The sequence below is a fragment of the Chryseobacterium sp. MEBOG07 genome (assembly GCF_021869745.1).
Lineage (GTDB): Bacteria > Bacteroidota > Bacteroidia > Flavobacteriales > Weeksellaceae > Chryseobacterium > Chryseobacterium viscerum.
Genome location: NZ_CP084579.1, coordinates 504,718 through 527,018, shown reverse-complemented (window position 1 = coordinate 527,018; position 22,301 = coordinate 504,718). Strand labels below are relative to the sequence as shown.

Genomic DNA, 22,301 nt, shown 5'->3' with positions numbered 1-22,301 from the left:
AACACAGATGATTATTTTCTGTCTTCTGTTTTTCTGAAATAGATATCTCCGTTTAACCACTCTTCGATAGCAATTGAAGTTGGTTTTGGAAGCTTTTCGTAATGTTTAGAGATCTCAATTTGTTCTCTGTTTTCGAAAACCTCTTCTAATGTAGAATTGTGAACGGCAAATTCATCCAATTTGTTGTGAAGTTCCGTACGGATCTCCGCATTGATCTGCTCTGCTCTCTTTCCCATGATAACAATAGCTTCGTAGATTGAACCTACTTTATCTTCAATCTTATCTTTGTCGTAAGTAATTGTATTTACTTCGGCTTTTGTATCTTTTACACTCATTTTGAGAAAATTATTTTTATTTAAGATGGCAAATTTACGAATTATCTTTGGATTTTGAAAGTCGCTGCCGGAGGAGGGGTCTTAAGTGCTGCACTGTCCCTCTGTAACTGCATTGCTTTCTTTTCATTGCTGATTTGATCTTTAACCTGCTGCTCAGTTTTATCTTTGTCGGCCATTTTTTCAGCCTCTTTTTTCTGTCTTGCTGTTAAAGCTGCAATTCTTGCTTCAGTTTGTTTTTTAACAATCACAAAGTTTTGCTTTTCCTTTTCCAGTTTTTCTCTTAGATCGGTAGCTGTCTTAGAATATTCTGTATTGGGAAGTTCCTTCTCTACCAGTTTAGTATAAGTCAATGCACTTTCAATACGCTCATCTTTAAGACCATATACCGATTTTACCGCCAGTTCATAACGGGCTTTCATGATATAATCATAAATTTTTGAACGAAGTTTTGTACTTGGGAAATCCTCCAAAACATTTTCTAAAGCAACATTCGCTGCTTTGTACTCTCCCATGTTATAGTACTGTTTTCCGTTTTCATAAGCTTTAAATTCAAGCTTATAAGACAACTCATCAATAAGCTGACTGATATTTTTAGATCTTTCGGAATTCGGATAATTGTTCAGGAAGTCCTGAAGTTCATTGATCGCCAATTCTGTACTGGACTGGTCCAAGTTGTAATCCATAGATCCTTCATAGTAGCACAATGCAGACATGTACGCTGCTTCTTCCGCTCTTGGATCTTTTGGAAAACTAACGGCAAAGTTTTTAAACTGGTGACCTGCCAGCTTATAACTCTTGTCATAATAGTTGGCATAAGCAGTGTTGAAACCTACATTAGGAAAATCATCAGTTCCTGCCACAAGATTAGCAAGTCTGTCATAGAGAGCCAAAGCATTTTTCCACTTTTTCTTAGCGAAGTTTTCATTAGCCGCCTTTAAGATAAACTCTTTATCAGCACTCCTCATTGCTCTTTCCTGCTGGCTTACACAAGATGAAATCACTGCTACAGCAAAAAGACCTAAAATATATTTTTTCATATAAAAAATTCAACAGTTTTCGGGTTACACAGCCGATTTACTAATTTGCAAAAATATAACTTTTTTGTCAATAGATTTTTTTTATGAATATTTAACGTAATTTTAGTCTGCAGCGTATCCCAAAATCGCAAAAACACTTAATAAAAGATTCATTCTCACCTTCTTCTCAGCTTCTTTGGTATAGGTTTCTTCATTTTTACTCGGAACATATAATTCATAAAAGTTTTTATTCCTGATCACAAATAAAGTGGACCCGATAATCATGGTAAGAATATCTTCCGGCTTGGGTGTAAAGGTAAAAACTCCGGAAGCAACACCTTTTTTAATCACTTCATCCAGTTTTTTTACGAATAATTGGTAAAAATCAAGCAGTTCATCTTTTAGATTTTCTGTATGACGAAGTTCCTGCGTCACAAACCCATGGAAATAATTGTATTTAAATAACTGGGAAACAATATATTTAATCATTTCTCTCATCTGCATCTCCGGTTTTCCTTCCTTGATGGTGTCTGCAAATTCTGAGAAATTTTCTCTGGTTTTCAGTACCCTGTACTGATAGAGATAAGACATCATTTTCTCTTTGGAACCGAAGTAATAAGAGATCATGGCAACATTGATATTGGCTTTAGAACAAATATCCCTCACAGAGGTACCCTCGTATCCTTTCTTTGCGATAAGCTCTTCTGCAATATCCAGTATGTGAATCTGTTTTTCCGTAAATTTTTTTTTCATGAAGTGCACTTTGAGTAAAGTTAAGAAATTTTTAACACATTTATAAACGATCGTTTAATAATTTTAGATTAAATCTGAAAAATGCTATTTTTGAATATGGAATTTTTTGATTTTCATCATCATAAGAAATATATCAGGAACGGAATCTACAATCTTGGGATAGAAAATATTCCGCCGGATTTCCCTTATTCTATTGGTATACACCCCAATGATATTGATATAAACAATATAGAAGTACAGTTTTCATGGATGAGGAGTATGATGTTGGAGAATTGTTTTGCCATTGGAGAATGCGGTTTGGATTCATTGGTTTCTGTAGATCAGAAAATTCAGGAAGAAGTTTTTCTAAGGCAAATAAGAATAGCCAATGAAGTAAAAAAGCCTCTTATCATCCATTGTGTAAGAAAATTTTACGAGGTTATTTCTTTTAAGAAGAAGGCCGAACAACCAATGATTATTCATGGTTTTAATAAAAAAAGACAAATTGCCGAAGACCTTCTGGCTAATAATTTTTATCTGAGTTTTGGAAAAGCTGTTTTGTATAATTTATCTTTGCAGGATATTTTAAAAAACACTCCATTAGACAAATTGTTTTTAGAAACTGACAATGAAGATTTTAACATCGAAGAATTGTACGGTAAGGTTTCAGAAATAAAAGGAATTTCTTTGGAACAACTGAATGAACAAATTTTAGAAAATTTACACTCAATAAAAAATGGATAAATACTGGCTGGAAAGAACTGAACTTTTGATAAAGGAAGATGGATTGGAAAATCTGATAAAAGCGAACGTGCTTGTTGTAGGCCTAGGCGGAGTAGGTTCTTTTGCCGCTGAATTTCTTGCAAGAGCCGGAGTAGGAAATATGACGATAGTGGATGGTGACACGGTAGATATTACCAATATCAACAGACAGCTTCCTGCTTTGCATTCTACTGTTGGGAAGCACAAGGTAGAGGTTGTTGCTGAAAGACTTCTTGACATCAATCCACAGCTTAATTTAACCAAAATCAATGAGTTTCTAAATCCTGAAAGAATGGATGAAGTTCTGGATTCTGCAAAATTTGATTATGTTTTGGACTGCATCGACAGCGTTACGCCTAAACTTAGTTTGATTATCGCTGCCAAAAGAAGAAGGATAAAAATCGTAAGCTCAATGGGAGCCGGTGGAAAAACTGACCCAAGCAAAGTATTGGTAAGAGACATCAGCAAAACCGAACATTGCCACCTTGCAAGACAGGTAAGAAAAAGGCTGAAAAAAGTAAAAATTGACAAAGGAGTTCGTTGTGTGTTTGCCAATGATATTCAGGATGAAGAAAGCTTGAAAATGACTGACGGAACCAATTATAAAAGATCATTTTATGGAACGATAAGTTATATGCCTGCCATTTTCGGGTTGTACACCGCTTCAGAAGTGATTAATCATTTATTAAATCAAGATTAACATATTTCCCCTCCTACTTCGCAGATTTGCGAAAGCAACATCGTATATTAATTTGTGAAACAGGTGGGAGAAAAAATATAAAAATTACAATTACACTCCGTCAATGACAAATTCTCAATATCCCAGAGCGGAAAAGCTCAAAAAAAACACGGAAATCGGTTTGCTTTTTGAAAAAGGCAAATGGAGAACCAATGGCAATCTGAGAATCATCATTCTTAAACATAAGCCCACCCTTTCTGTAGAGTCTGCAAGATTTGGAGTTTCTGTTTCTAAAAGATATTTTAAAAAAGCCGTACACAGAAATCGTATCAAAAGACTGCTGAGAGAATGCTACCGTTTGAATAAGGATTTATTTAAGCTCGCTTTCGGAGAGAAAACAATGGCGATGGTATTTTGGGTTTCTTCTGAGATGCCCCCGAAATTTCAGGACGTGGAGGCTCAATTTATAAAGCTTTGTGAAGCGCAGAAAAAGTAATCTTTTTCATTAGAATAAGAGGTCTGTGAGGTATTTTATCTCGCAGATTATGTGAATCAGGGAGATTTTTTATTTTCCCACAGATCACACAGAATTACACGTATGATTGCGTGGATACTTTTTTATTCTACAATAAATCACGAATAGCAAAGTTCTAAACTTGCATCCCGTATCTAGTATCCGGAACTCGGAAATTAACAGCACTCCAAATATCATATAGTTTTTGTAATTTTAGGGAAAACAATAAATCTGAAAATTAATATGTTAGATAATGTTCCCTATTTCTCTTATATAATCAGTGCATTTATTGGCATTGGATTGGCGGCGGCTACAGGCTTCCGGGTATTTCTCCCCATGTTTGTTGTAAGTCTTGCTTCTTACTTCAACTGGATTCCCATGAATGAGCATTTTGAGTGGCTTGCAGGCTTACCTGCGCTTATTACAACAGGAATTGCCACGGTTGCAGAGATCCTTGCTTATTATATTCCTTTTATTGATCATTTGCTGGATACGGTATCTATTCCTATGGCAACGATTGCTGGTTCTATATTATTTGCCAGCCAGTTTACCGAACTTGGAACTTTCCCGCAATGGGCAATGGCATTAATTGCAGGTGGTGGTACAGCAGCAACCATCAGTACCGGATTTGCAGGAATACGGGCTGCTTCTACGGCTACTACGGGCGGGCTGGGAAATTCTGTGGTAGGAACAACAGAGACGGCAGGAGCGGGTCTTATGTCTGTTCTCGCAATGGCTGCTCCAGTGATTGCAGCAATTTTTGCAATAATTATATTAATTCTTGTTATTGTTTTTGGGCGGAAGGCCTGGAAAAAACTAAGAGGCAATAAAGACAAGCCTCAAAATATATAAATAAAAAAGGTACTGCTTATAACGGTACCTTTTTCTTTTAATTCTTACTTCTGAAATCCTTAATATCCTGAATTTTAGATTCAAAATATTTCTTTTTCTCAGGATTCTTTTTGATTAATATTTCAAACGCTTTTATCGCTTTTGTATAGAGTTTCTGTTCAAAATAAAGTTTGGCCAGCGTCTCTGTCATCAAATGTGATATATCACTGTTCTTTTCTTTAACAACATAGCTGCTTTCTTCTCTTAACTGACTGATCCTAGGATTGTTTTCGATAAAGGCTTCAATAGCTTTCTCTTTAACTTCTGATTTGTCTTTTTCGACTTCTTCAACTCTGTCAATCTTAAGCCAGCTTTGCCATGTATTGATAAAACCGGGAACATTGCTATCAGCTGATGGCTGAGTGGTATTCTTCATGATAACCTCCTGTACTTTTTCTACAGGTTCTTCTTTACTTTCCTGCCGTTTTTCTTCAACCTTAAGGGTAGAAATATCGGTTCCGAAGAAAGATACATTCATTACAGGAGCATCTTCTTTTGAAACTTCTGCTGCTTTCTCTTCTTTAGGAGATTCAATAGTTTCTGTTTCTTCTTCTACAGGCACGGCTTCTTCCTTAGCCGTTTCTATAACAATTTCAGCCGTTTCCTTTGGTTGTAGCTCTTCGAGTATTACTTCCGCCTCTGTTGCGGGGATTATTTCTGCTGCAGGAGTTTTTATTTCAGGGGCTGATCCTTCTGTTGATTTGCTGATTAATGAATCTGGCATATTGGATTCCACACTCATTGGCTTCCATGTAGACTGAACTTCGGGAACTTGTTCTTCTTGTTTTTCCTCAGGAATTTCAACTTTAGATTCCTCTTCTACAGGCAATTGATTTTCAACAATTTCTTCCTGTATTGGCTCTTCTTTCGTTTCCTCAGGTTCTTCCTGGCCTGTTGACCAAAAATGGAAATTTTGCGTTTCAGCGAAGCTTATTTCATGATCTTCAATGGTTTCCGGCTCTGGTTCTTCTTCCTGAGAAACAGATTTAGTCTCCTTCATTTTTTTCTCCACCTCTTCAATCAGACGCCTCATTTCCTCCTCATGTCTATTCACATTGGGTTGGGAAATTTCACCTGCTTCAACGGTCTCTCCGCTATTTGCCTCTATTTTAACATCAGGCATAAACGAATCTGTTCCGTGAAAGCTTACTTCAGCATCTATTTCTTCTATCGGCTGCTCTTGATCAGATACAGCTTCATGATTATCTGCTGTTTCTATGCTTTCAGATTCTTCTGTGACTTCTTCGTCAACATTTACTTCTGGCAATAAAGGTTCTACTTCATGGAAACTTACATTTTCTACTTCATCTATTTTCTCTTCTTCTTTTTCTGAAGAAAGCTGATTTTCATGAATGATCGTTTCCGGTGTAAAGTCTTCTCCTGCATTCTCCTCTATTTCAGCCTGAATTTCTTCTTTTTGTTCCTGAACCGGTTGCTCTGCAACAGTCTCAGTCTTTTGGGTTACCAAAGTTCCTGATTCAAGGGTAGATTCAATATCTATGATCTCAGAATTTTCTTCATCCAGGAAGTTTTCTTCTCCTTCAAATAAAATTCTGTTTCGTTCACCATTTACATAAATAGGTTTTACGTCTTGTAAAATTGGCAGGACACATACATTGGTTTGCTCATCTGCTTGTTTTTCCAAAGAGACTTCTTCTTCTCTTTTAATAGGAAAAGATTTGCTCTTCGGGGCATATTGAGCGGGTTTTTCAACCGCTTTGACAGGTTTTTTATCTTCAACAATTTCAGGTTTTGACTCCTGTCTGATCTTTCCGTTGATCAGTTGATATAAAATCTTCTTATCTGTAGTATACGCAGCGGTTGTAGAAAGTTCTTTCTGATAGTTTTCTTTTTCGTACAGGTGTACTCCATACAGATGAAGCGCCCTAATATTTTGAATATAAGGAAAAGTGTGAATCTCTTCTTTCAAAAGACCAAGGTCTTCTAACTGAATATTTTTCGGATTTTTTATTAATTCTAAAACTCTGGGATTCATCTTACCAATTCGCTACAATGTCGTTAAATATCTTATTAATAATTCTATCTGTCACCAGCTTAACCTGCTGGTCTTCAATCTGACTTAGTGATACATCACTGTTGAAAGCAGCTTCATCAGAATACGTTCTGTCAAAACTTGAATCCGGATGAATTTTATTTTCGTAATGTACCTTTACTGTAATCGTAAGCTTATTCTGCCCCTGCTGAATCACTCCGCCAGACGGGTTTGTCACGGTACTGGAGCTTACTGTAGTGGGAGTAATTGAATAATCTGAGATTTCTCCTTCTATCAGGATATCAGGGTTTTCTTTTGTTCCTTTCAAAGTGGTTCTCTGAAGGAATCTATTTTGTATTGCTGTAGAAAACTGTTGTGATAATGCCGGGTTTACGAGAGATGCATTATTCGGAAATTCGTTGATCTGAACAGTCTTCTCATCTGTAAGGGATGATCCCGTAAAGCTGTAGCATGAATTCAAAACTCCCAGCAGTGCAAAAAGCATTACAGTTAGTAGTGATTGTTTCAGGCTAATATTTTTAATTTTAAAATTCATTTTTAGATCCAATTTCAGTAATTTCATCATACTCAATTTGTTGTATGGCATCTTCATAAGCAAAATAATTTGCAGTGTATAAAAATGGTAACGTAAGAAAAATTCCTATCCCGCAAGCCACAATACCAATCTGAGACAAAATACTCACCACTAATGAGAAAAGAAAAATTGACAATAGATTTCCTTTGGTCATTACTTTTGAAATATTCCAGGCTTCTTTTATTTCGCTGATTCCTTTAAGGCTAATTAATGGAATAATATAAAACCCCTTCAATAGAAAATAATATATCGCTGCTATTAATAAAAACATATAAGGAAACATAAAAATCATGATCATTGGGTTGGGTTGATTACCTTCAGACATTGCGCCTGATATCCCCAGCACAGCAAATAGAGGAATGTAAAGTACTAGAACACCTCCAATAAGAATTAACTGCAACATAAAATAAGGCATGAAATCTTTAAAATCAAAAATATCTCCGGGACTTGCTGCCTGATTTCTATTAAGCTTTTGAAGGTACTTGTATAAATTACCCATAGCTAACAGTCCACAGAAAGGAATGATCGACATGATAAAGCATACTAAAAATGCTATAAAAATGTTCCCGAAATCTTTCTTTAAAAGTTCGAAACCTTTATTAATATATTCTCCGAGTTTAAAATTGATCGGTTTAGGTGTTAAAATTACTTTCATTATTTATGGTGTGCTAGTCTTCCAGATTATATTGTTTTATTTTCCTGTATAAAGTTCTTTGTGAGATCCCCAATTCATCTGCCGCTCTGTTTCTGCGTCCCCTATGCTTCTCCAATGCTTTGATTATCAAATCTTTTTCATTATTCTGAAGAGAAAGTGATTCTGGTCTGTTTTCTTCCACTTCGATATCTTCAAAATCTTCATAGCTGTCTTCAGGGCTTGAAATGATTGTCGGTGTCTGAACTGCCGGCGTATCATTATTATTTTCAAAATATAATAAAGATCCTGAGTTATTCACCTGTGGCTGACTTTCAGGGGTATAAATCCTGTTAATCAGGCTTTTTTCATGATTGCTCAGATCTGCTGTACCTCTGTTCTTGATCAATTCCGAAGTTAAGGATTTTAAATCATTAATATCATTCCTCATATCAAATAGAATTTTATACATGATTTCCCTTTCACTTCCGAAGTCGTTTTGTTTGGGAGCATTTTGGGTATTTACCACCATCGGAAGGTGTGTTTCCATAGGAATATACTCCGCAAGTTTCTCAGCAGTGATGCTTCTGTTTCTTTCCACAACGGTCATCTGCTCCACTAAGTTTCTTAATTGGCGGATGTTCCCCGGGAACGCGTAGCTTTCTATATAATGAACTGCACTAGGTTCTAGCTCCAGTTCCGGCATTCTGTACTTTTCTGCAAAGTCTATCGCAAACTTTCTGAATAACAAATGAATATCTCCCTTTCTTTCTCTCAAAGGTGGCATATCAATCTGAACAGTATTCAAACGGTAATATAAATCCTCACGGAATCTTCCATCATGAATAGCCTTCATCATATTAACGTTGGTAGCAGCCACAATTCTTACATTGGTTTTCTGCACCTGTGAAGACCCTACTTTCATAAATTCTCCACTTTCCAAAACTCTTAAAAGACGAACCTGAGTCTGTAATGGAAGCTCTCCTACCTCATCCAAAAAGATGGTTCCACCGTCTGCTACTTCAAAGTATCCTTTTCTTGTAGTGGTAGCCCCCGTAAAAGCGCCTTTTTCGTGTCCAAATAGCTCAGAATCGATGGTTCCTTCCGGAATAGCCCCGCAGTTTACTACGATGTAAGGCTGGTGTTTTCTTTTGGATTCTGAATGGATGATTTTCGGAATAAATTCTTTTCCCACCCCACTTTCTCCAATCACCAGCACAGAGATATCTGTGGGTGCGACCTGGATAGATTTTTCCAGGGCTCGGTTGAGTGCGGGAAAGTTCCCGATAATTCCGAAACGGTTTTTTATGTTTTGTAGCTCGTTGCTCATAAGTAAATTTTTGATTATTGATTTAATGTTAATCTTCTACAGCTCTTCAATCTGTTTTCTGTAGACTTTGTTAAAATGATGGGTATAGACATCTTTCATAGTCTTTCCTTCATCATACGTTTGTAAGGCTAACTTCTTTAAATCCAAATAATCTTTGTTTCTGATCTTAGAAACTTTACTCTTAAAGTATATGTTATCAGCAAAGTCGTATTCTTTGCTTTGTTTTTCAAAATTTTCAAGGGCTTTATCATATCTTCCCAGTTCGAAATAGGTAACTCCTAACTGGTAATGATCATACATTCCCTTCACATAACCTCTGGTGGTCAGAAGCTGCTCAATAATCCCTGCGGCTTTGTCTTTCTCCCCTAACGCACTGTAGGACATTGCTCTTACCACGTCCAGATTATAATCTCCGTTTTGGGATCTCCCTAAGTCTTCGGGATAATATTTTTTTAAATCATTTAAATCCTGTATAGCGCCACTGTAATCTCTTACAAACTGAAACCTGCACCAGCCTCTGTAGCCAAGATACATTTGAGGATTTAAAGCAACCGCTTTATCGATTAAAAATTTCCAGGTTACAAAATCTCCGTTTTTTAGATAAGGAACGGCTTTCTCCATATAAGCATGAGAGAAATCGGGACACAATTCAATGGCTTTGTCAAAGCCTTCCTGAGATGCTGCGAAACCCTGTAAATCTGAAGCCCAGTTGTATAACTCACACGCTTTTTTGCAGTTCTCACCCTCTACTGCATTACAGTTGACCTGTGCAATAGTATTGGTGTAAACTATAAGTAACAAAAAGCTAAGGTAATACCTCTGAAACTTTTCCATTTTCAATTTTATAGGTTAAATACTGATAATAATCTACTTTTAAACCTTTTATCTCTTTGGGCATCCAGCCATCGAGTGATTTTGTAAACTGCAGCAGCTTATTTTCCAATTCTTCATCTAAGGCAATATCTTTCAGATCTGAGCTCATATGCCGTAACCTGAATACCCCTGCCTTTCCTTCACAATTTACTAAAAATCTTACGGTAATATAACCGTTGATTTTCTTTTCAGAATATATATATTCTTTTTTAAGTTTTTCAGCGATCGCTATTTTTTCTCCTTTGTAACTAAACCCTTCTTTACCTTGGTAATATTGTAAGCTAAAAGAGGCTAGTTTTCCGGCTCCGCATTTTTTAAAATCAGGATCATCCAGTTTTTTATCAAACTCAATATCTCCTACGGTGCCGGGATATTTTTTTGCATTTTTTTCTGTCTGGCAAGATACCAAAGCAAAAGAAAATAGGGCAAAAAGATAAATCGCTTTGATCAAAACTTAATTTTTATTCCACTGTTCTCCCTAAAAGTGTGCCCTGTGTGTTGTCATAAGCAAAAACGTTCACAATGTCACCTATTTTCTGTCCTTCAAGCATATCAAAGACACATACGGCATTCTGAGAGTTTCTTCCTTTCCATTGGTTTTTATTTTTCTTAGAAATTCCTTCAATCAGAATCTCGTGTACTCTTCCGACGTAAGTTTTCATTCTTTGTCTTGAAAGCTCACCCTGAAGGGCAATAACCTCAGCAAGACGTCTCTGTTTTACATCAGCAGGAATATTGTCTTCCATCTTTTTATGAGCCGGAGTTCCTGGTCTTTCTGAGTAAGCAAACATATAACCGTAGTCATATTCTACTTCTTTCATCAGACTTAGGGTATCCTGGTGATCTTGTTCCGTTTCATTACAGAATCCTACGATCATATCCTGAGAAAACGATACTTCCGGAACAATTTCCTTCGCTTTTTTAACCAGTTCCAGATATTCTTCACGGGTATGCTGTCTGTTCATCGCTTCAAGCATATTATTGCTTCCGCTTTGTACAGGAAGATGTACATAGTTACAAATGTTATCGTGTTTTGCCATCATTCTGAACACATCAAGATTCATATCCTGAGGATTGGAAGTTGAGAATCTGATTCTTAGTTCAGGAACAGCTTTAGCCACTAAATCAAGCAATTGAGCGAAACTAACCGCTGTTGCTTTCTGCATTTCAGAAGCTTTGACAAAATCTTTTTTAGGACCGCCTCCATACCATAAATAAGAGTCTACGTTTTGTCCTAAAAGGGTAATTTCTTTATATCCGTTGTTGGCAAGGTCTTTACATTCGTCTATAATAGAGTGTGGATCACGGCTTCTTTCTCTTCCTCTGGTAAAAGGAACTACACAGAATGTACACATGTTATCACAACCTCTTGTAATGGTAACAAAAGCTGTAACTCCGTTTCCTCCTAAACGTACCGGATTGATATCTGCATAAGTTTCTTCTTTGGAAAGAATTACATTAATAGCATCTCTTCCGTCATCCGTTTCTTTTAAAAGATTGGGTAAATCTCTATAGGCATCAGGACCCACAACAAGGTCAACCAATTGTTCTTCTTCTAAGAATTTGGTTTTCAACCTTTCCGCCATACATCCAAGAACGCCAACCGTCATATTCGGTCTTTCTTTTTTAAGATTTTTGAACTGGGCAAGACGCATTCTTACAGTCTGCTCTGCTTTTTCGCGAATGGAGCAAGTATTTAAAAGAATCAGGTCCGCTTCTTCTACCTTCATTGTTGTATTATATCCTTGTTCATTAAGGATGGATGCAACAATCTCAGAGTCAGAAAAATTCATCTGACAACCATAGCTTTCCAAAAACAGTTTTTTAGAGTTCTCCGGCCTTTCTGCAATAGCAAAAGCTTCGCCCTGTTTTGTTTCATCTATATATTTTTCCTGCACGATAATCGATTTAAGGTCCGCAATTTTAAATTACGAACAAATAAGTTTGCAAAGATACAAAATATTGTGACAGATTGTCAGCGCTATTATTTTAACAAAATCTAAAGTTGTACAAATAATTTGAATCCACAATTAATCATGGTCATAAGCATTGTTGTTAAAACGAATTTTCATGATCAACTTTGAATCAACCGGTATCCCATTTTTTGTAGCCGGCTGCCACTTTCCTTTTACTTTTTTAAGAGCAAACTTCATATCATCAATAAACGTTTCATCATTTTTGAATCTGGGAAGTATATCGACTTTATCAATTTTCCCTTTTGAATTAATATTAAATAAGAAAGTTACTTCTCCCTGAATTGCATATAAAGCAACATCTATATAAGCATGCACCATATTCAGAAATTCCTTTCTAAAGGCATCTTCACCTCCCGGGAATTCTGCTTTTCTGAAATCTTCTCCTGGCTGTACTTGAATTTGAGTTTTTGTTTCTTGTGAAAACCCTTTAAAACTTAAAAGTAAAAAGGGTAAAACCATAAGGTATTTTTTCATTTATTGGGTATTAGTCTATGTCTGCTGAAATTGAAGAGAAGTTCATTTTAACTTTGATCTGTGAAGCTACAGGCTGTCCGTTGCAAGATGCAGGAGTCCAGTTTTTCTTTATTCTTCTTACGACATACTGCATATCGTCAAAAAACACTTCACTGTTAGAAACCTTAGGCATCCCTTTCACATCAACTACTTTTCCTTTAGCATCAAGCACTAAAGTAAATATAAAGTCACCTGTAAGAGCGTAAAAATCTGAATTCAGATAAGCATACATATATTTGTTCAGGATATCTTTATAAGCCGCAACCCCTCCTTCATAAGCTGCCGGTTTAAAATCATTACATTTCACCGCAACCTGCATAAAAGGTTCTTTAATATCTATTTTCAAAAGATTCTTGTTGCTGTCTCTGATAAAAGAGTCATCACGTTCTTCCTGATCCTGTGCAAATGAGAAATTCGCTGCACATAAAGCTAAAAATAAAAATAGAGTTCTCATAACTTTGTTTGCTAATAATAAACAAAGGTAAATATTTAGCGCATTTATAAAAAAGAAAAACTTCACACAAAGTACGAAGTTTTACAATATCTGTATCTGAGTTTCAGATAGCCTTTTATATTAGCTTGCTTTTTTCTTATAACAAACCTTTGATATGTTTGTAATTGCTCTTTACCGTTTCAAAAACCTCATCCATTTTACCCCCAAGCATGAGCTGTGCCATAGACTTGGTCATTCCCATCACCTGATCAAATTCAATTTTGGGAGGAAGGGCAAGCGCATTGGGATTGGTAAAGATATTCAGAAGATAAGTACCATTGTGATCTAAGCATTCTTTGATGGCCCCTTCAACATCTTCGGGAAGATGTACGTTTTTTCCAGGATAACCCATCGCATGTGCTACCATCGCAAAGTCTGGGTTGATCATATCTGTTTCATTATCGGGCATACCGCCTACTTCCATTTCCAGCTTTACCATTCCGAGTGTTCTGTTATTGAAAACAATCAGTTTTATCGGTAATTTATATTGAAAAATTGTTGCCATATCTCCTAATAACATAGACAGCCCACCGTCTCCACACATCGCAATAACCTGTTTTTCCGGATGTGCCAGAGCTGCTCCAATTGCCATAGGCATTGCATTAGCCATCGATCCATGATTAAAAGATCCCAGCATTTTTCTTTCTCCGGTTCCTGTAATAAATCGGGCTCCCCATACACAACACATTCCGGTATCTACGGTAAAGATGGCATCTTTTTTAGCAAGCCTGTCTAAAGTATGTGCTACATATTCCGGCTGTATCGCATTTTCTTTTCCAAAGTCTTTTACATAATCTAACTGGTTTTCTTTTACTTTGTCATAAAATGCCAGCTGTTGATTGAGAAAATGATCATCTGTTTTTTCTTCAAGCAGGGGAAGTAATGCTTTAATCGTTTCTTTGATATCTCCTGTAAGTCCTAATTCCAATTTTGCTCTTCTTCCCAGTCTTTCGGGACTCTCGTCTATCTGTACGATTTTATTTTTTACCGGCATGAATTTCTGATAAGGAAAATCTGTCCCCAAAAGAATTACCAGATCTGCTTCATGCATCGCATGATAAGCGGAAGGAAACCCCAGCAACCCTGTAAGTCCTACTTCATTTGGATTATTGGGCTGAATAGCCATTTTCCCACGGAATGAATATCCTACAGGCGCTTTTAAGAACTTAGACAATGCGATAACCTCTTCACTTGCTTCAGCAGCCCCGATTCCACAGTATAAGGTCACTTTTTTGCTTTGATTGACCAATGCTGACAAGCTTTTCAGCTCATCGTCTGAGGGTCTTATAATAGGATTGGTTTTAAATATCTGCGGGGAAGTAGGTCCTTCTTCCGCATCCAGTTCAGAAACGTCTCCAGGAAGACCGATCACAGCAACCCCTTTTTTGGAAATTGCATGCTGAATGGCAGTTTGAAAGGTTCTCTGTACCTGTTCCGGTCGTGTAATCATCTGATTATAGTAGCTGCAATCGTCAAACAACTTTATGGTATTGGTTTCCTGAAAGTAATCCATGCCCATTTCGTCACTGGGAATCGTGGAAGCAATCACCAACATCGGGACATGAGAACGATGTGCCTCATAAACGCCATTAATTAAATGAACGTGCCCAGGCCCACAACTTCCGGCACATACTGCCAGACCATCAAGCTCAGCCTCCGCAGCCGCTGCATAAGCCCCTACTTCTTCGTGCCGTACATGAATCCATTGAATGCTGCTTTTCTTGACAGCAATATTCAAATGATTGAGGCTGTCTCCGGTTACTGCATAAATTCTTTTCACATTGGCTTTTTCAAGCATTTCAACAATTTGCTCTGCAATATTTTTGGCCATAATTAATCTGTTTTGGTGGTTGTTTTTTATGAAAAATAGTGATTGATATGGATGAAAAAATCCCTATCTCTATCAAATTTAGCTAATATAGTTGAAAACACAGTCCCATTTCAATGTTAAAACTTTGTAATTTTATCATAAAACCTTATTATTTTTAGGAAAAAACCCCATTATTTTGGTGTATTTTTTCTTCTTCTTCAAACCTTATAGGTTTAGCCCATCAGCAAAGTCTAACCGAATTGATTTAAAAACAGAACAGCCACCCAAAAAGGCGGCTGTTTATCTAGTATATCTTACGTTTACATTACTATTTCGATCTGATTTCTCAATAAGTCTTCAAACTCATCTCTCTTACGGATCAAGTGAGCTTTTCCATCTAAGAACAACACTTCTGCAGGTTTTAATCTTGAGTTGAAGTTTGAGCTCATTTCAAAACCATAGGCTCCTGCATTATGGAAAGCAAGAACATCCCCTTCTCTTACTTCGTTCAGTTTTCTGTCCCACGCGAATGTATCGGTTTCACAGATATTTCCTACTACAGTATAAATTCTTTCTGCTCCTTTTGGATTGGATAAGTTTTCAATCATATGATAAGAATCGTAGAACATGGGACGGATCAGATGGTTGAATCCTGAGTTTACACCTACGAAAACGGTAGCTGTAGTTTGTTTGATTACATTAGCTTTCACTAATAAATATCCGCTTTTTCCTACTAAGAATTTCCCCGGCTCAAACCATAATTCAAATTTTTTACCGGTAGATTTTGAAAACTCAGAAATTACTTTTTCAACTTTTTTACCTAATGTTCTCACATCGGTCTCCTCTTCACTATCCTGATAAGGAATTTTGAATCCACTTCCCATATCCAGGTATTTCAGGTTCGGGAAATGCTCAGAAAGTTCAAGCATAATTTCCAAAGCCTGCAGAAATACATCCGGATCTTTGATTTCGCTTCCTGTATGCATGTGAAGCCCTTCAACATTCAGATTGGTACTTTTCATCACTCTTTCGATGTGACGAACCTGGTGAATAGAAATACCGAATTTACTGTCGATATGCCCCGTTGAAATTTTATAGTTACCTCCGGCGAAAATATGTGGATTGATTCTTACTAAAATAGGATATGTATTCCCGTATTTATTCCCGAATTGCTCAAGAATAGAAATGTTATCAATGTTAATATGAACTCCAAAAGTCATTGCCTCTTCTATTTCAGCCAAGTCAACACAATTGGGAGTAAACAATATTTTTTCTTTCGTAAATCCTGCTTTTACTCCAAGTTTGACTTCATTAATAGATACACAATCCAAAGATGCACCCAGATTCTTGACATACTTAAGGATATTGATATTTGTCAATGCCTTCGCTGCGTAGAAGAACTTTGTATGTTTTAAAAAAGAAGATGTAAGTTTCTCGTATTGAACTTTGATGGACTCGGCATCATAAACATACACTGGTGTGCCAAACTCATTGGCAATCTTTAATAATTCTTTTGAATTCATAATTTCATTTTAACATAAAAAAAGGCAGATTCTTCCAAAAAAGAGTCTGCCACATTGATTATTTTTTATGCAAGACAACTCTTTTAAATATTCCAAACCTTAGAGAACTTTACAGTTCCCTTTTTTCCAGTTTTAATTTGTTTAAAATTTTGCATTGCTTATACTTATTTTTTACAAAAATACTATTTATTTTTTATTTTAAGAAAAATGATTTGAAAAGCATCTTCTTAATAACGTGTAAATTCCTCTATTATTTCGGTAACGGCAGAGTCTCAAAATCACCACGAAGTAGTGCCAGCTGCAATTCATTATTCAAGTCTGTGGAAGATAATGGAAGATCAATTTTTAACTTAGCCAGCTTGCTTAAGGTCTGAATCTGCGTAAACAATTCATAAAATCCAAAAGAAATCACTTTTCCATTTTCAATGATTAGAAATAGTTTTTCGCCCAATTTTCGTCCTTGCCCCAGCCATAATTCATTTCTTTTCCTGAATTCAATTTTCTGTTTCAGCACAGAAAAATCATTAAACTCTTCCTGAGAACCAATAAACTGAACTGCTTTTGTTCCTTGGGTAAATGATCTGAATTTTAAAACCGGTTTTTCTGTTTTATTGAGGTTATTTTTTTCAACAATATATTTACTGTTCCTGAAATAAAGTCCAAAAGGTAAAACTTCTTTCTTTTTAATATTCTTAGAGTTCAGAATCAGCTTTGCAATAATATCTGTTCCGGTAAGTTCATAGTTAATCTGCTCAACATCCTTCTGAATCTCTTCCCATTTTTTTGATTTGGAATTGAAAACTTTTTTAGAAAACTTGTTGATATCCTGAACATAATCTGAGAACATGATACGCCCCACCTCATCCTGAAAATAAACAAAGCCCTTATCGTTAGGAAGGTCCTGAGTAAGTTGTTTGATCTTGTTGATGTAAGTTTTTGCATTTGACTCTTCATGTTGCTCCTGAATAATCTCATTCTCAGTATCTTTCGAAATCAAAAGTTTGAAAAGGTCTAATGTTGCTCTTGCATCACCGTCTGCCCTGTGATGATTGGTCAAAGGAATCCCAAGTGATTTTACCAGTTTCCCTAATGAATAACTTACCTCATCAGGAATCAGCTTCTTTGCTAAAGGAATGGTATCTAAAGTATTGATTTTAAAATCATAGCCTAATCTTTTGAATGACTGGCGAAGCATCCTGTAATCAAAATCGATATTATGACCTACCAAAGTGGTATTCTGAGTTATTTCAATAACTCTTTTGGCTATTTCATGAAATTTTGGGGCAGTTTTGACCATTTTAGGGGTAATATTGGTCAGTTTCTGTACAAAAGGAGTAATATTTCCTTCAGGATTTACCAAAGATATAAACTGGTCAGTAATTTTCTGACCATCATACCGGTAGATGGCAATATCTATAATGCATTCGTCTCTATAACCTGCACCATTACTTTCTATATCTATAATCGAATACATTGAATGTGTGTTAACTGCTGTTTTTAGTTTATTTGTAAAACCGTGTATTATTCCCCAATAAGTTCCGGTTCTATTTTACTGTTATGTAAAGATAACCTGCTAAAATAACAAAAAATATGTCAAAATATAGCAGTTTATACTTCAAAATTATCTTCTTCTACCTCCCAAACCAAGCATACCGAGAATCGCCTTGGCTCCTTCTCTCATTAATGTGCTGGTGAAAGTACGGCCCGCTTTACTTTGTAATACTTGTTCAAACATTCCTGGCTCTTCTTTTACCGGTCTCGTTTTTTGTGTCGGAGCAGGATTTTGTGTAGCCTGTTCCATTCTGTTAGTTAGCATTTCGTAAGCAGATTCTCTGTCAATTGCCTCTTCATACTTTGCAACGAGAGCCGATTTAGAAGTCAGTTCTGAGATTTCCGCACCACTTAATACATCCATTCTTGATTCCGGAGAGATCAGGTAAGTGTGTACTAATGGTGTGGGTATCCCTTTTTCATCCAACGCTGTTATAAATGCTTCTCCAATTCCTAAATTCTGGATCAGGCTGGAAGCATTGTAATATTCTGTTGTAGGATAGTTTTCTACCGCTTTATTAATCTCTTTTTTATCTTTTGCCGTGAACCCTCTCAATGCATGCTGTATCTTCAATCCTAATTGAGAAAGCACATTTTCGGGTACATCACCAGGAATCTGGGTAATAAAATAGATCCCTACTCCTTTGGAACGGATCAGTTTTACCATGGTCTCAATCTGTGAAAGAAGGGCTTTTGATGCTTCATCAAAAATCAGGTGAGCTTCATCGATGAATAATACCAGCTTTGGTCTTCCACTGTCTCCTTCTTCCGGAAATGTCATATAAATTTCAGCAAAAAGTGAAAGCATGAATGTAGAGAAAAGTTGTGGCTTATTCTGAATGTCTGATACTCTTAAAATGTTGACAACTCCCTTACCGTCTCTTGTTTCCAGTAAATCCTGAACATCAAAGCTTAATTCACCAAAGAAACTTGCAGCACCTTGTTGTTCCAATGCAACAATAGACCTTAAAATAGTCCCCAAAGAAGCAGAAGCAATAGATCCGTAATTGGCAGCAAGCTCAGCTTTTCCCTGTGCATTATCTGTTACATACTGCAATACCTTCTTCAGGTCATTAAGATCGATCAATGGAAGTCCTTTATCATCACAATATTTGAAGACAATAGACATGATGCTTTGCTGAGTATCGTTAAGTTCAAGGATTTTACTTAGTAAAACAGGTCCGAATTCTGTAACAGTGGCTCTTAATTTCACACCTTCTCCTCCGGAAATACTCATCAATTCAACCGGAAATCCTTGTGGATTATAAGGAAGCTGTGTTTTAGCATATCTTTCTTCAATGATTGGATTCATCTGTCCTGCTTCAGCAATCCCTGAGAAATCGCCTTTAATATCAAGAACCAATGAGGGAATTCCCGCATGGGAAAGCTGTTCTGCAAATACCTGCAATGTTTTCGTCTTACCTGTTCCGGTAGCTCCGGCAATAAGACCATGACGGTTGATCGTTTTCAGGGGAATTGTTACGTTTACTTCCGTAACGACATCTCCATCCAACATTCCTTTTCCTAATATAATATGTTCTCCTTTCGGAGTATATCTAGCATTTAATTCTTCAATAAATTGTGCTTTGTCTGCCATCTGATTGTTTTTAACTTATAAATATAAAATTTTTTAGAAGATATTTTTAAATATTTTACAATGAACTTTTCTCCATTCTCCGGAAGAATAAATTTAACTCTGCTAAGCAAATTCTAAACCACGACCATTAAATTCCTAGATATTAAGCTCATTCATCCGAAGAAACATGATAAAAAACAGCATTTTTAAATTATCATTATGTAAGGCATTCTTTTTGCTTAAAAACAAAAAGTACTAAACGTTCGTTTAACAAAATATTGAAAGAAACTATCACTGGAATTTAACATTTCATTTAGAATTTATCTAATACTTTGTATCTTTAACTCATTAAAAAAAGACCCCAATGAAAATTGAACAAATATATACGGGCTGTCTGGCTCAGGGTGCCTATTATATTGTATCAGAAAATGAAGCAGTCATTATAGATCCTTTAAGAGAGGTAAAACCTTACCTGGATCGTCTGGAAAAAGATAATGTCACTTTAAAATATATTTTTGAAACCCATTTCCACGCTGATTTCGTATCGGGACATTTGGATTTAAGCAAGAAAACAGGAGCTCCGATTGTATACGGACCTACTGCAGCTCCTGAATTTGAAGCAATTATTGCGGAAGACAATCAGATTTTTGAGATTGGAAAAGTAAAAATAAAGGTAATGCACACTCCGGGACATACGATGGAAAGCAGCACTTACCTTTTAATAGACGAAAATGGCGTTGAAACGGCAATTTTTACCGGTGACACCCTGTTTTTAGGTGATGTCGGAAGACCGGATCTTGCTCAGAAAGCGACCAACCTTACTCAGGAGGATCTTGCAGGAATTCTGTACGACAGCCTTCAGAACAAAATCATGCCATTGGCTGATAGTATCACGGTGTATCCTGCTCACGGAGCTGGTTCTGCATGCGGAAAGAATATGCAGAAGGAAACTGTAGATATTTTAGGTAATCAAAAGAAGACCAATTACGCACTTAATCAACCTGATAAAGAATCTTTCATCAGAGAAGTTCTTGATGGTTTAACAGCTCCACCGAAATATTTCGGAATGAATGTAGCGCTAAACAAAGGTGGATATGAAAGTCTGGATGTTGTCATGGACAAAGGGCTACAACCTGTTGCACCGGAAGATTTTGAAGCACTGGCTGAAGAAACAGGAGCATTAATTTTAGATACAAGAGGAGCTGCGGACTTCCATAAAGGATTTGTTCCCAACTCTATCAATATAGGATTGAAAGGTGACTTTGCCCCATGGGTAGGAAACCTTATCGTGGATGTAAAGCATCCTTTATTACTGGTAACAGACGAGGGAACTGAGGAGGAAGTAATTACCAGATTAAGCAGAGTAGGTTTTGACAATGTAGTAGGTTATCTAAAAGGAAGCTTTGAAGCCTGGAAAAATGCAGGTAAAGAAACGGATGAGATCAAAAGAATCACCCCTGCTGAATTTGCTGAACAGTTTACAGAAGATGCTACAGTAGTTGATGTAAGAAAACTGACTGAATATTCTGCAGAACATATTGATAATGCTTACAACAAACCATTGGACGCTATCAGTGACTGGGCCCGTACGATGGATGATTCTGAACACTTCTTCCTGCACTGTGCTGGCGGATACAGAAGCATGATCGCCGCAAGCATCCTTAACTCACACGGAATCAGAAATTTCACTGAGATCGAAGGAGGTTTTAACGGAATCAAAAAAACGGAAAAATTACCCACTTCGGATTTTGTATGTCAATCCAAAACGTCGTAAGGTCATGAAGATTCGGTTTTTTGGACTTGTTTTAGCATTAGCTTTTACGCTAAGTGCCTGTAAAACATCTCATATTGCAGAGACACCCAAAGTCAGCATTACGGAAGTTGTCAATAGTTCTGATGTAACGTTGGTGGATGTCAGAATTCCGGAACAATATGCTGCGGGAACGGCAAAAAATGCCATTAATATTCCATTGGCAGAGATTCAGAACAGTATAGAAAGTCTTAAGGGTAAAAAAGTTGTGGTTTTCTGCAACAAAGGAATCCAGGCAGATCAAGCTATGGAAATCTTGAAGAAAAACGGAGTGGAAGCTTATGATGGTACAAGCTGGAAAAATGTAAAGGCTATTCAGGACGAAACATCCAAAAAGATAAACTAATAAACCCAAAATATGTCACAAAAATTTCAGGAAATCATTGATTCCGAGAGACCCGTACTGATCGACTTTTTCGCAACATGGTGCCAGCCTTGTAAAGTACAGTCTTCAGTATTAAATACGGTAAAGGAAAATATTGGTGAAGAAGCCAGAATCATCAAGGTAGATGTAGACCAGTATCCCGCATTAGCCGCTCAATACGGAGTTCGTGGAGTACCTACACTGGCGATTTTCAAAAAAGGAGAACTATTATGGAAGGAAAGTGGTGTTCATGATGTGAATACGTTAACGAACCTTCTGCAGCAATACGCATAACAAAAGACAAAAAAGAGGCTTAAATTCAATGAATTTCAGC

The 22,301-nt window shown here is 36.6% G+C and carries 23 protein-coding genes; 7 read left to right on the top strand and 16 right to left on the bottom strand.

Translation table 11 applies throughout. From position 1 onward, the window contains the following. Positions 1-11 precede the first annotated feature (11 nt). The 3 genes from LF886_RS02470 to LF886_RS02460 form a co-directional block, all read right to left on the bottom strand. Positions 12-335, bottom strand: coding sequence for a DNA-directed RNA polymerase subunit omega (locus tag LF886_RS02470; RefSeq protein WP_236852552.1), 324 nt, complete (start codon positions 333-335; stop codon positions 12-14). 41 nt (positions 336-376) lie between these two features. Then, entirely contained in the window at positions 377-1,372 is a 996-nt protein-coding gene (locus LF886_RS02465; RefSeq protein WP_236852551.1) for an outer membrane protein assembly factor BamD, read from the bottom strand. A gap of 102 nt (positions 1,373-1,474) precedes the next feature. After that, the gene (locus tag LF886_RS02460; protein WP_047097234.1) at positions 1,475-2,104 is read right to left on the bottom strand and encodes a TetR/AcrR family transcriptional regulator; all 630 of its coding nucleotides are present in this window, start codon (positions 2,102-2,104) and stop codon (positions 1,475-1,477) included. Positions 2,105-2,200: 96 nt separating this feature from the next. Between LF886_RS02460 and LF886_RS02455 the strand changes: the two genes are divergently transcribed. The 4 genes from LF886_RS02455 (at position 2,201) to LF886_RS02440 (ending at position 4,890) form a co-directional block, all read left to right on the top strand. Beyond that, positions 2,201-2,827 (top strand): TatD family hydrolase, encoded by a 627-nt coding sequence (locus LF886_RS02455; RefSeq protein WP_103231449.1) that lies wholly within the window; start codon positions 2,201-2,203, stop codon positions 2,825-2,827. Then, positions 2,820-3,545, top strand: coding sequence for a ThiF family adenylyltransferase (locus tag LF886_RS02450; RefSeq protein WP_103231450.1), 726 nt, complete (start codon positions 2,820-2,822; stop codon positions 3,543-3,545). The genes LF886_RS02455 and LF886_RS02450 overlap by 8 nt, the downstream gene beginning before the upstream one ends. A 103-nt stretch (positions 3,546-3,648) precedes the next feature. Next, the gene (gene rnpA, locus LF886_RS02445) at positions 3,649-4,020 is read left to right on the top strand and encodes a ribonuclease P protein component (protein WP_236852549.1); all 372 of its coding nucleotides are present in this window, start codon (positions 3,649-3,651) and stop codon (positions 4,018-4,020) included. 261 nt (positions 4,021-4,281) lie between these two features. After that, positions 4,282-4,890: a DUF4126 domain-containing protein gene (locus LF886_RS02440; protein ID WP_236852548.1), complete on the top strand. Its 609-nt coding sequence runs from the start codon at positions 4,282-4,284 to the stop codon at positions 4,888-4,890. Positions 4,891-4,927: 37 nt separating this feature from the next. On the opposite strand, the gene LF886_RS02435 is transcribed toward LF886_RS02440, so the two are convergent. From LF886_RS02435 to LF886_RS02375, 13 genes are all read right to left on the bottom strand, one after another. Further along, positions 4,928-6,925 carry a hypothetical protein gene (locus tag LF886_RS02435; RefSeq protein ID WP_236852547.1) on the bottom strand — a complete coding sequence of 666 codons (1,998 nt, stop codon included), beginning with the start codon at positions 6,923-6,925 and terminating at the stop codon, positions 4,928-4,930. 1 nt (position 6,926) lies between these two features. After that, a complete protein-coding gene (locus LF886_RS02430; RefSeq protein ID WP_124535931.1) occupies positions 6,927-7,478 on the bottom strand; it encodes an LptE family protein in 552 nt (183 codons plus the stop codon). Next, positions 7,468-8,172 carry a hypothetical protein gene (locus LF886_RS02425; RefSeq protein WP_236852545.1) on the bottom strand — a complete coding sequence of 235 codons (705 nt, stop codon included), beginning with the start codon at positions 8,170-8,172 and terminating at the stop codon, positions 7,468-7,470. The genes LF886_RS02430 and LF886_RS02425 overlap by 11 nt, the downstream gene beginning before the upstream one ends. Before the next feature lie 13 nt (positions 8,173-8,185). Next, positions 8,186-9,478, bottom strand: coding sequence for a sigma-54 interaction domain-containing protein (locus LF886_RS02420; RefSeq protein WP_236852544.1), 1,293 nt, complete (start codon positions 9,476-9,478; stop codon positions 8,186-8,188). 36 nt (positions 9,479-9,514) lie between these two features. After that, on the bottom strand, positions 9,515-10,312 hold the full coding sequence (locus tag LF886_RS02415; protein ID WP_103231456.1) for a tetratricopeptide repeat protein: 798 nt from the start codon (positions 10,310-10,312) through the stop codon (positions 9,515-9,517). Continuing rightward, entirely contained in the window at positions 10,284-10,802 is a 519-nt protein-coding gene (locus tag LF886_RS02410; RefSeq protein ID WP_236852542.1) for a hypothetical protein, read from the bottom strand. Before LF886_RS02410 ends, LF886_RS02415 begins: the two co-directional genes overlap by 29 nt. Positions 10,803-10,812: 10 nt before the next feature. Further along, positions 10,813-12,249 (bottom strand): tRNA (N6-isopentenyl adenosine(37)-C2)-methylthiotransferase MiaB, encoded by a 1,437-nt coding sequence (miaB, locus tag LF886_RS02405; protein ID WP_236852541.1) that lies wholly within the window; start codon positions 12,247-12,249, stop codon positions 10,813-10,815. 132 nt (positions 12,250-12,381) lie between these two features. Then, positions 12,382-12,801: an energy transducer TonB gene (locus tag LF886_RS02400; RefSeq protein WP_236852539.1), complete on the bottom strand. Its 420-nt coding sequence runs from the start codon at positions 12,799-12,801 to the stop codon at positions 12,382-12,384. A gap of 10 nt (positions 12,802-12,811) precedes the next feature. After that, the gene (locus tag LF886_RS02395; protein WP_236852537.1) at positions 12,812-13,294 is read right to left on the bottom strand and encodes an energy transducer TonB; all 483 of its coding nucleotides are present in this window, start codon (positions 13,292-13,294) and stop codon (positions 12,812-12,814) included. A gap of 136 nt (positions 13,295-13,430) precedes the next feature. After that, entirely contained in the window at positions 13,431-15,164 is a 1,734-nt protein-coding gene (locus LF886_RS02390; RefSeq protein WP_236852536.1) for a thiamine pyrophosphate-dependent enzyme, read from the bottom strand. A gap of 299 nt (positions 15,165-15,463) precedes the next feature. Continuing rightward, the gene (gene lysA, locus LF886_RS02385) at positions 15,464-16,666 is read right to left on the bottom strand and encodes a diaminopimelate decarboxylase (RefSeq protein ID WP_236852534.1); all 1,203 of its coding nucleotides are present in this window, start codon (positions 16,664-16,666) and stop codon (positions 15,464-15,466) included. Positions 16,667-16,916: 250 nt separating this feature from the next. After that, positions 16,917-18,140 carry a PolC-type DNA polymerase III gene (locus tag LF886_RS02380; protein WP_236852532.1) on the bottom strand — a complete coding sequence of 408 codons (1,224 nt, stop codon included), beginning with the start codon at positions 18,138-18,140 and terminating at the stop codon, positions 16,917-16,919. Between the two features lie 147 nt (positions 18,141-18,287). Further along, positions 18,288-19,814 (bottom strand): helicase HerA-like domain-containing protein, encoded by a 1,527-nt coding sequence (locus LF886_RS02375; RefSeq protein WP_236852530.1) that lies wholly within the window; start codon positions 19,812-19,814, stop codon positions 18,288-18,290. 343 nt (positions 19,815-20,157) lie between these two features. Between LF886_RS02375 and LF886_RS02370 the strand changes: the two genes are divergently transcribed. From LF886_RS02370 to LF886_RS02360, 3 genes are read left to right on the top strand one after another with little or no spacing between them, the layout of a single operon-like run. After that, positions 20,158-21,567 carry an MBL fold metallo-hydrolase gene (locus LF886_RS02370; protein ID WP_236852529.1) on the top strand — a complete coding sequence of 470 codons (1,410 nt, stop codon included), beginning with the start codon at positions 20,158-20,160 and terminating at the stop codon, positions 21,565-21,567. Positions 21,568-21,571: 4 nt separating this feature from the next. Further along, a complete protein-coding gene (locus LF886_RS02365; RefSeq protein WP_236852527.1) occupies positions 21,572-21,949 on the top strand; it encodes a rhodanese-like domain-containing protein in 378 nt (125 codons plus the stop codon). A gap of 12 nt (positions 21,950-21,961) precedes the next feature. Continuing rightward, on the top strand, positions 21,962-22,261 hold the full coding sequence (locus tag LF886_RS02360) for a thioredoxin family protein (protein WP_236852526.1): 300 nt from the start codon (positions 21,962-21,964) through the stop codon (positions 22,259-22,261). Positions 22,262-22,301: the final 40 nt, after the last annotated feature.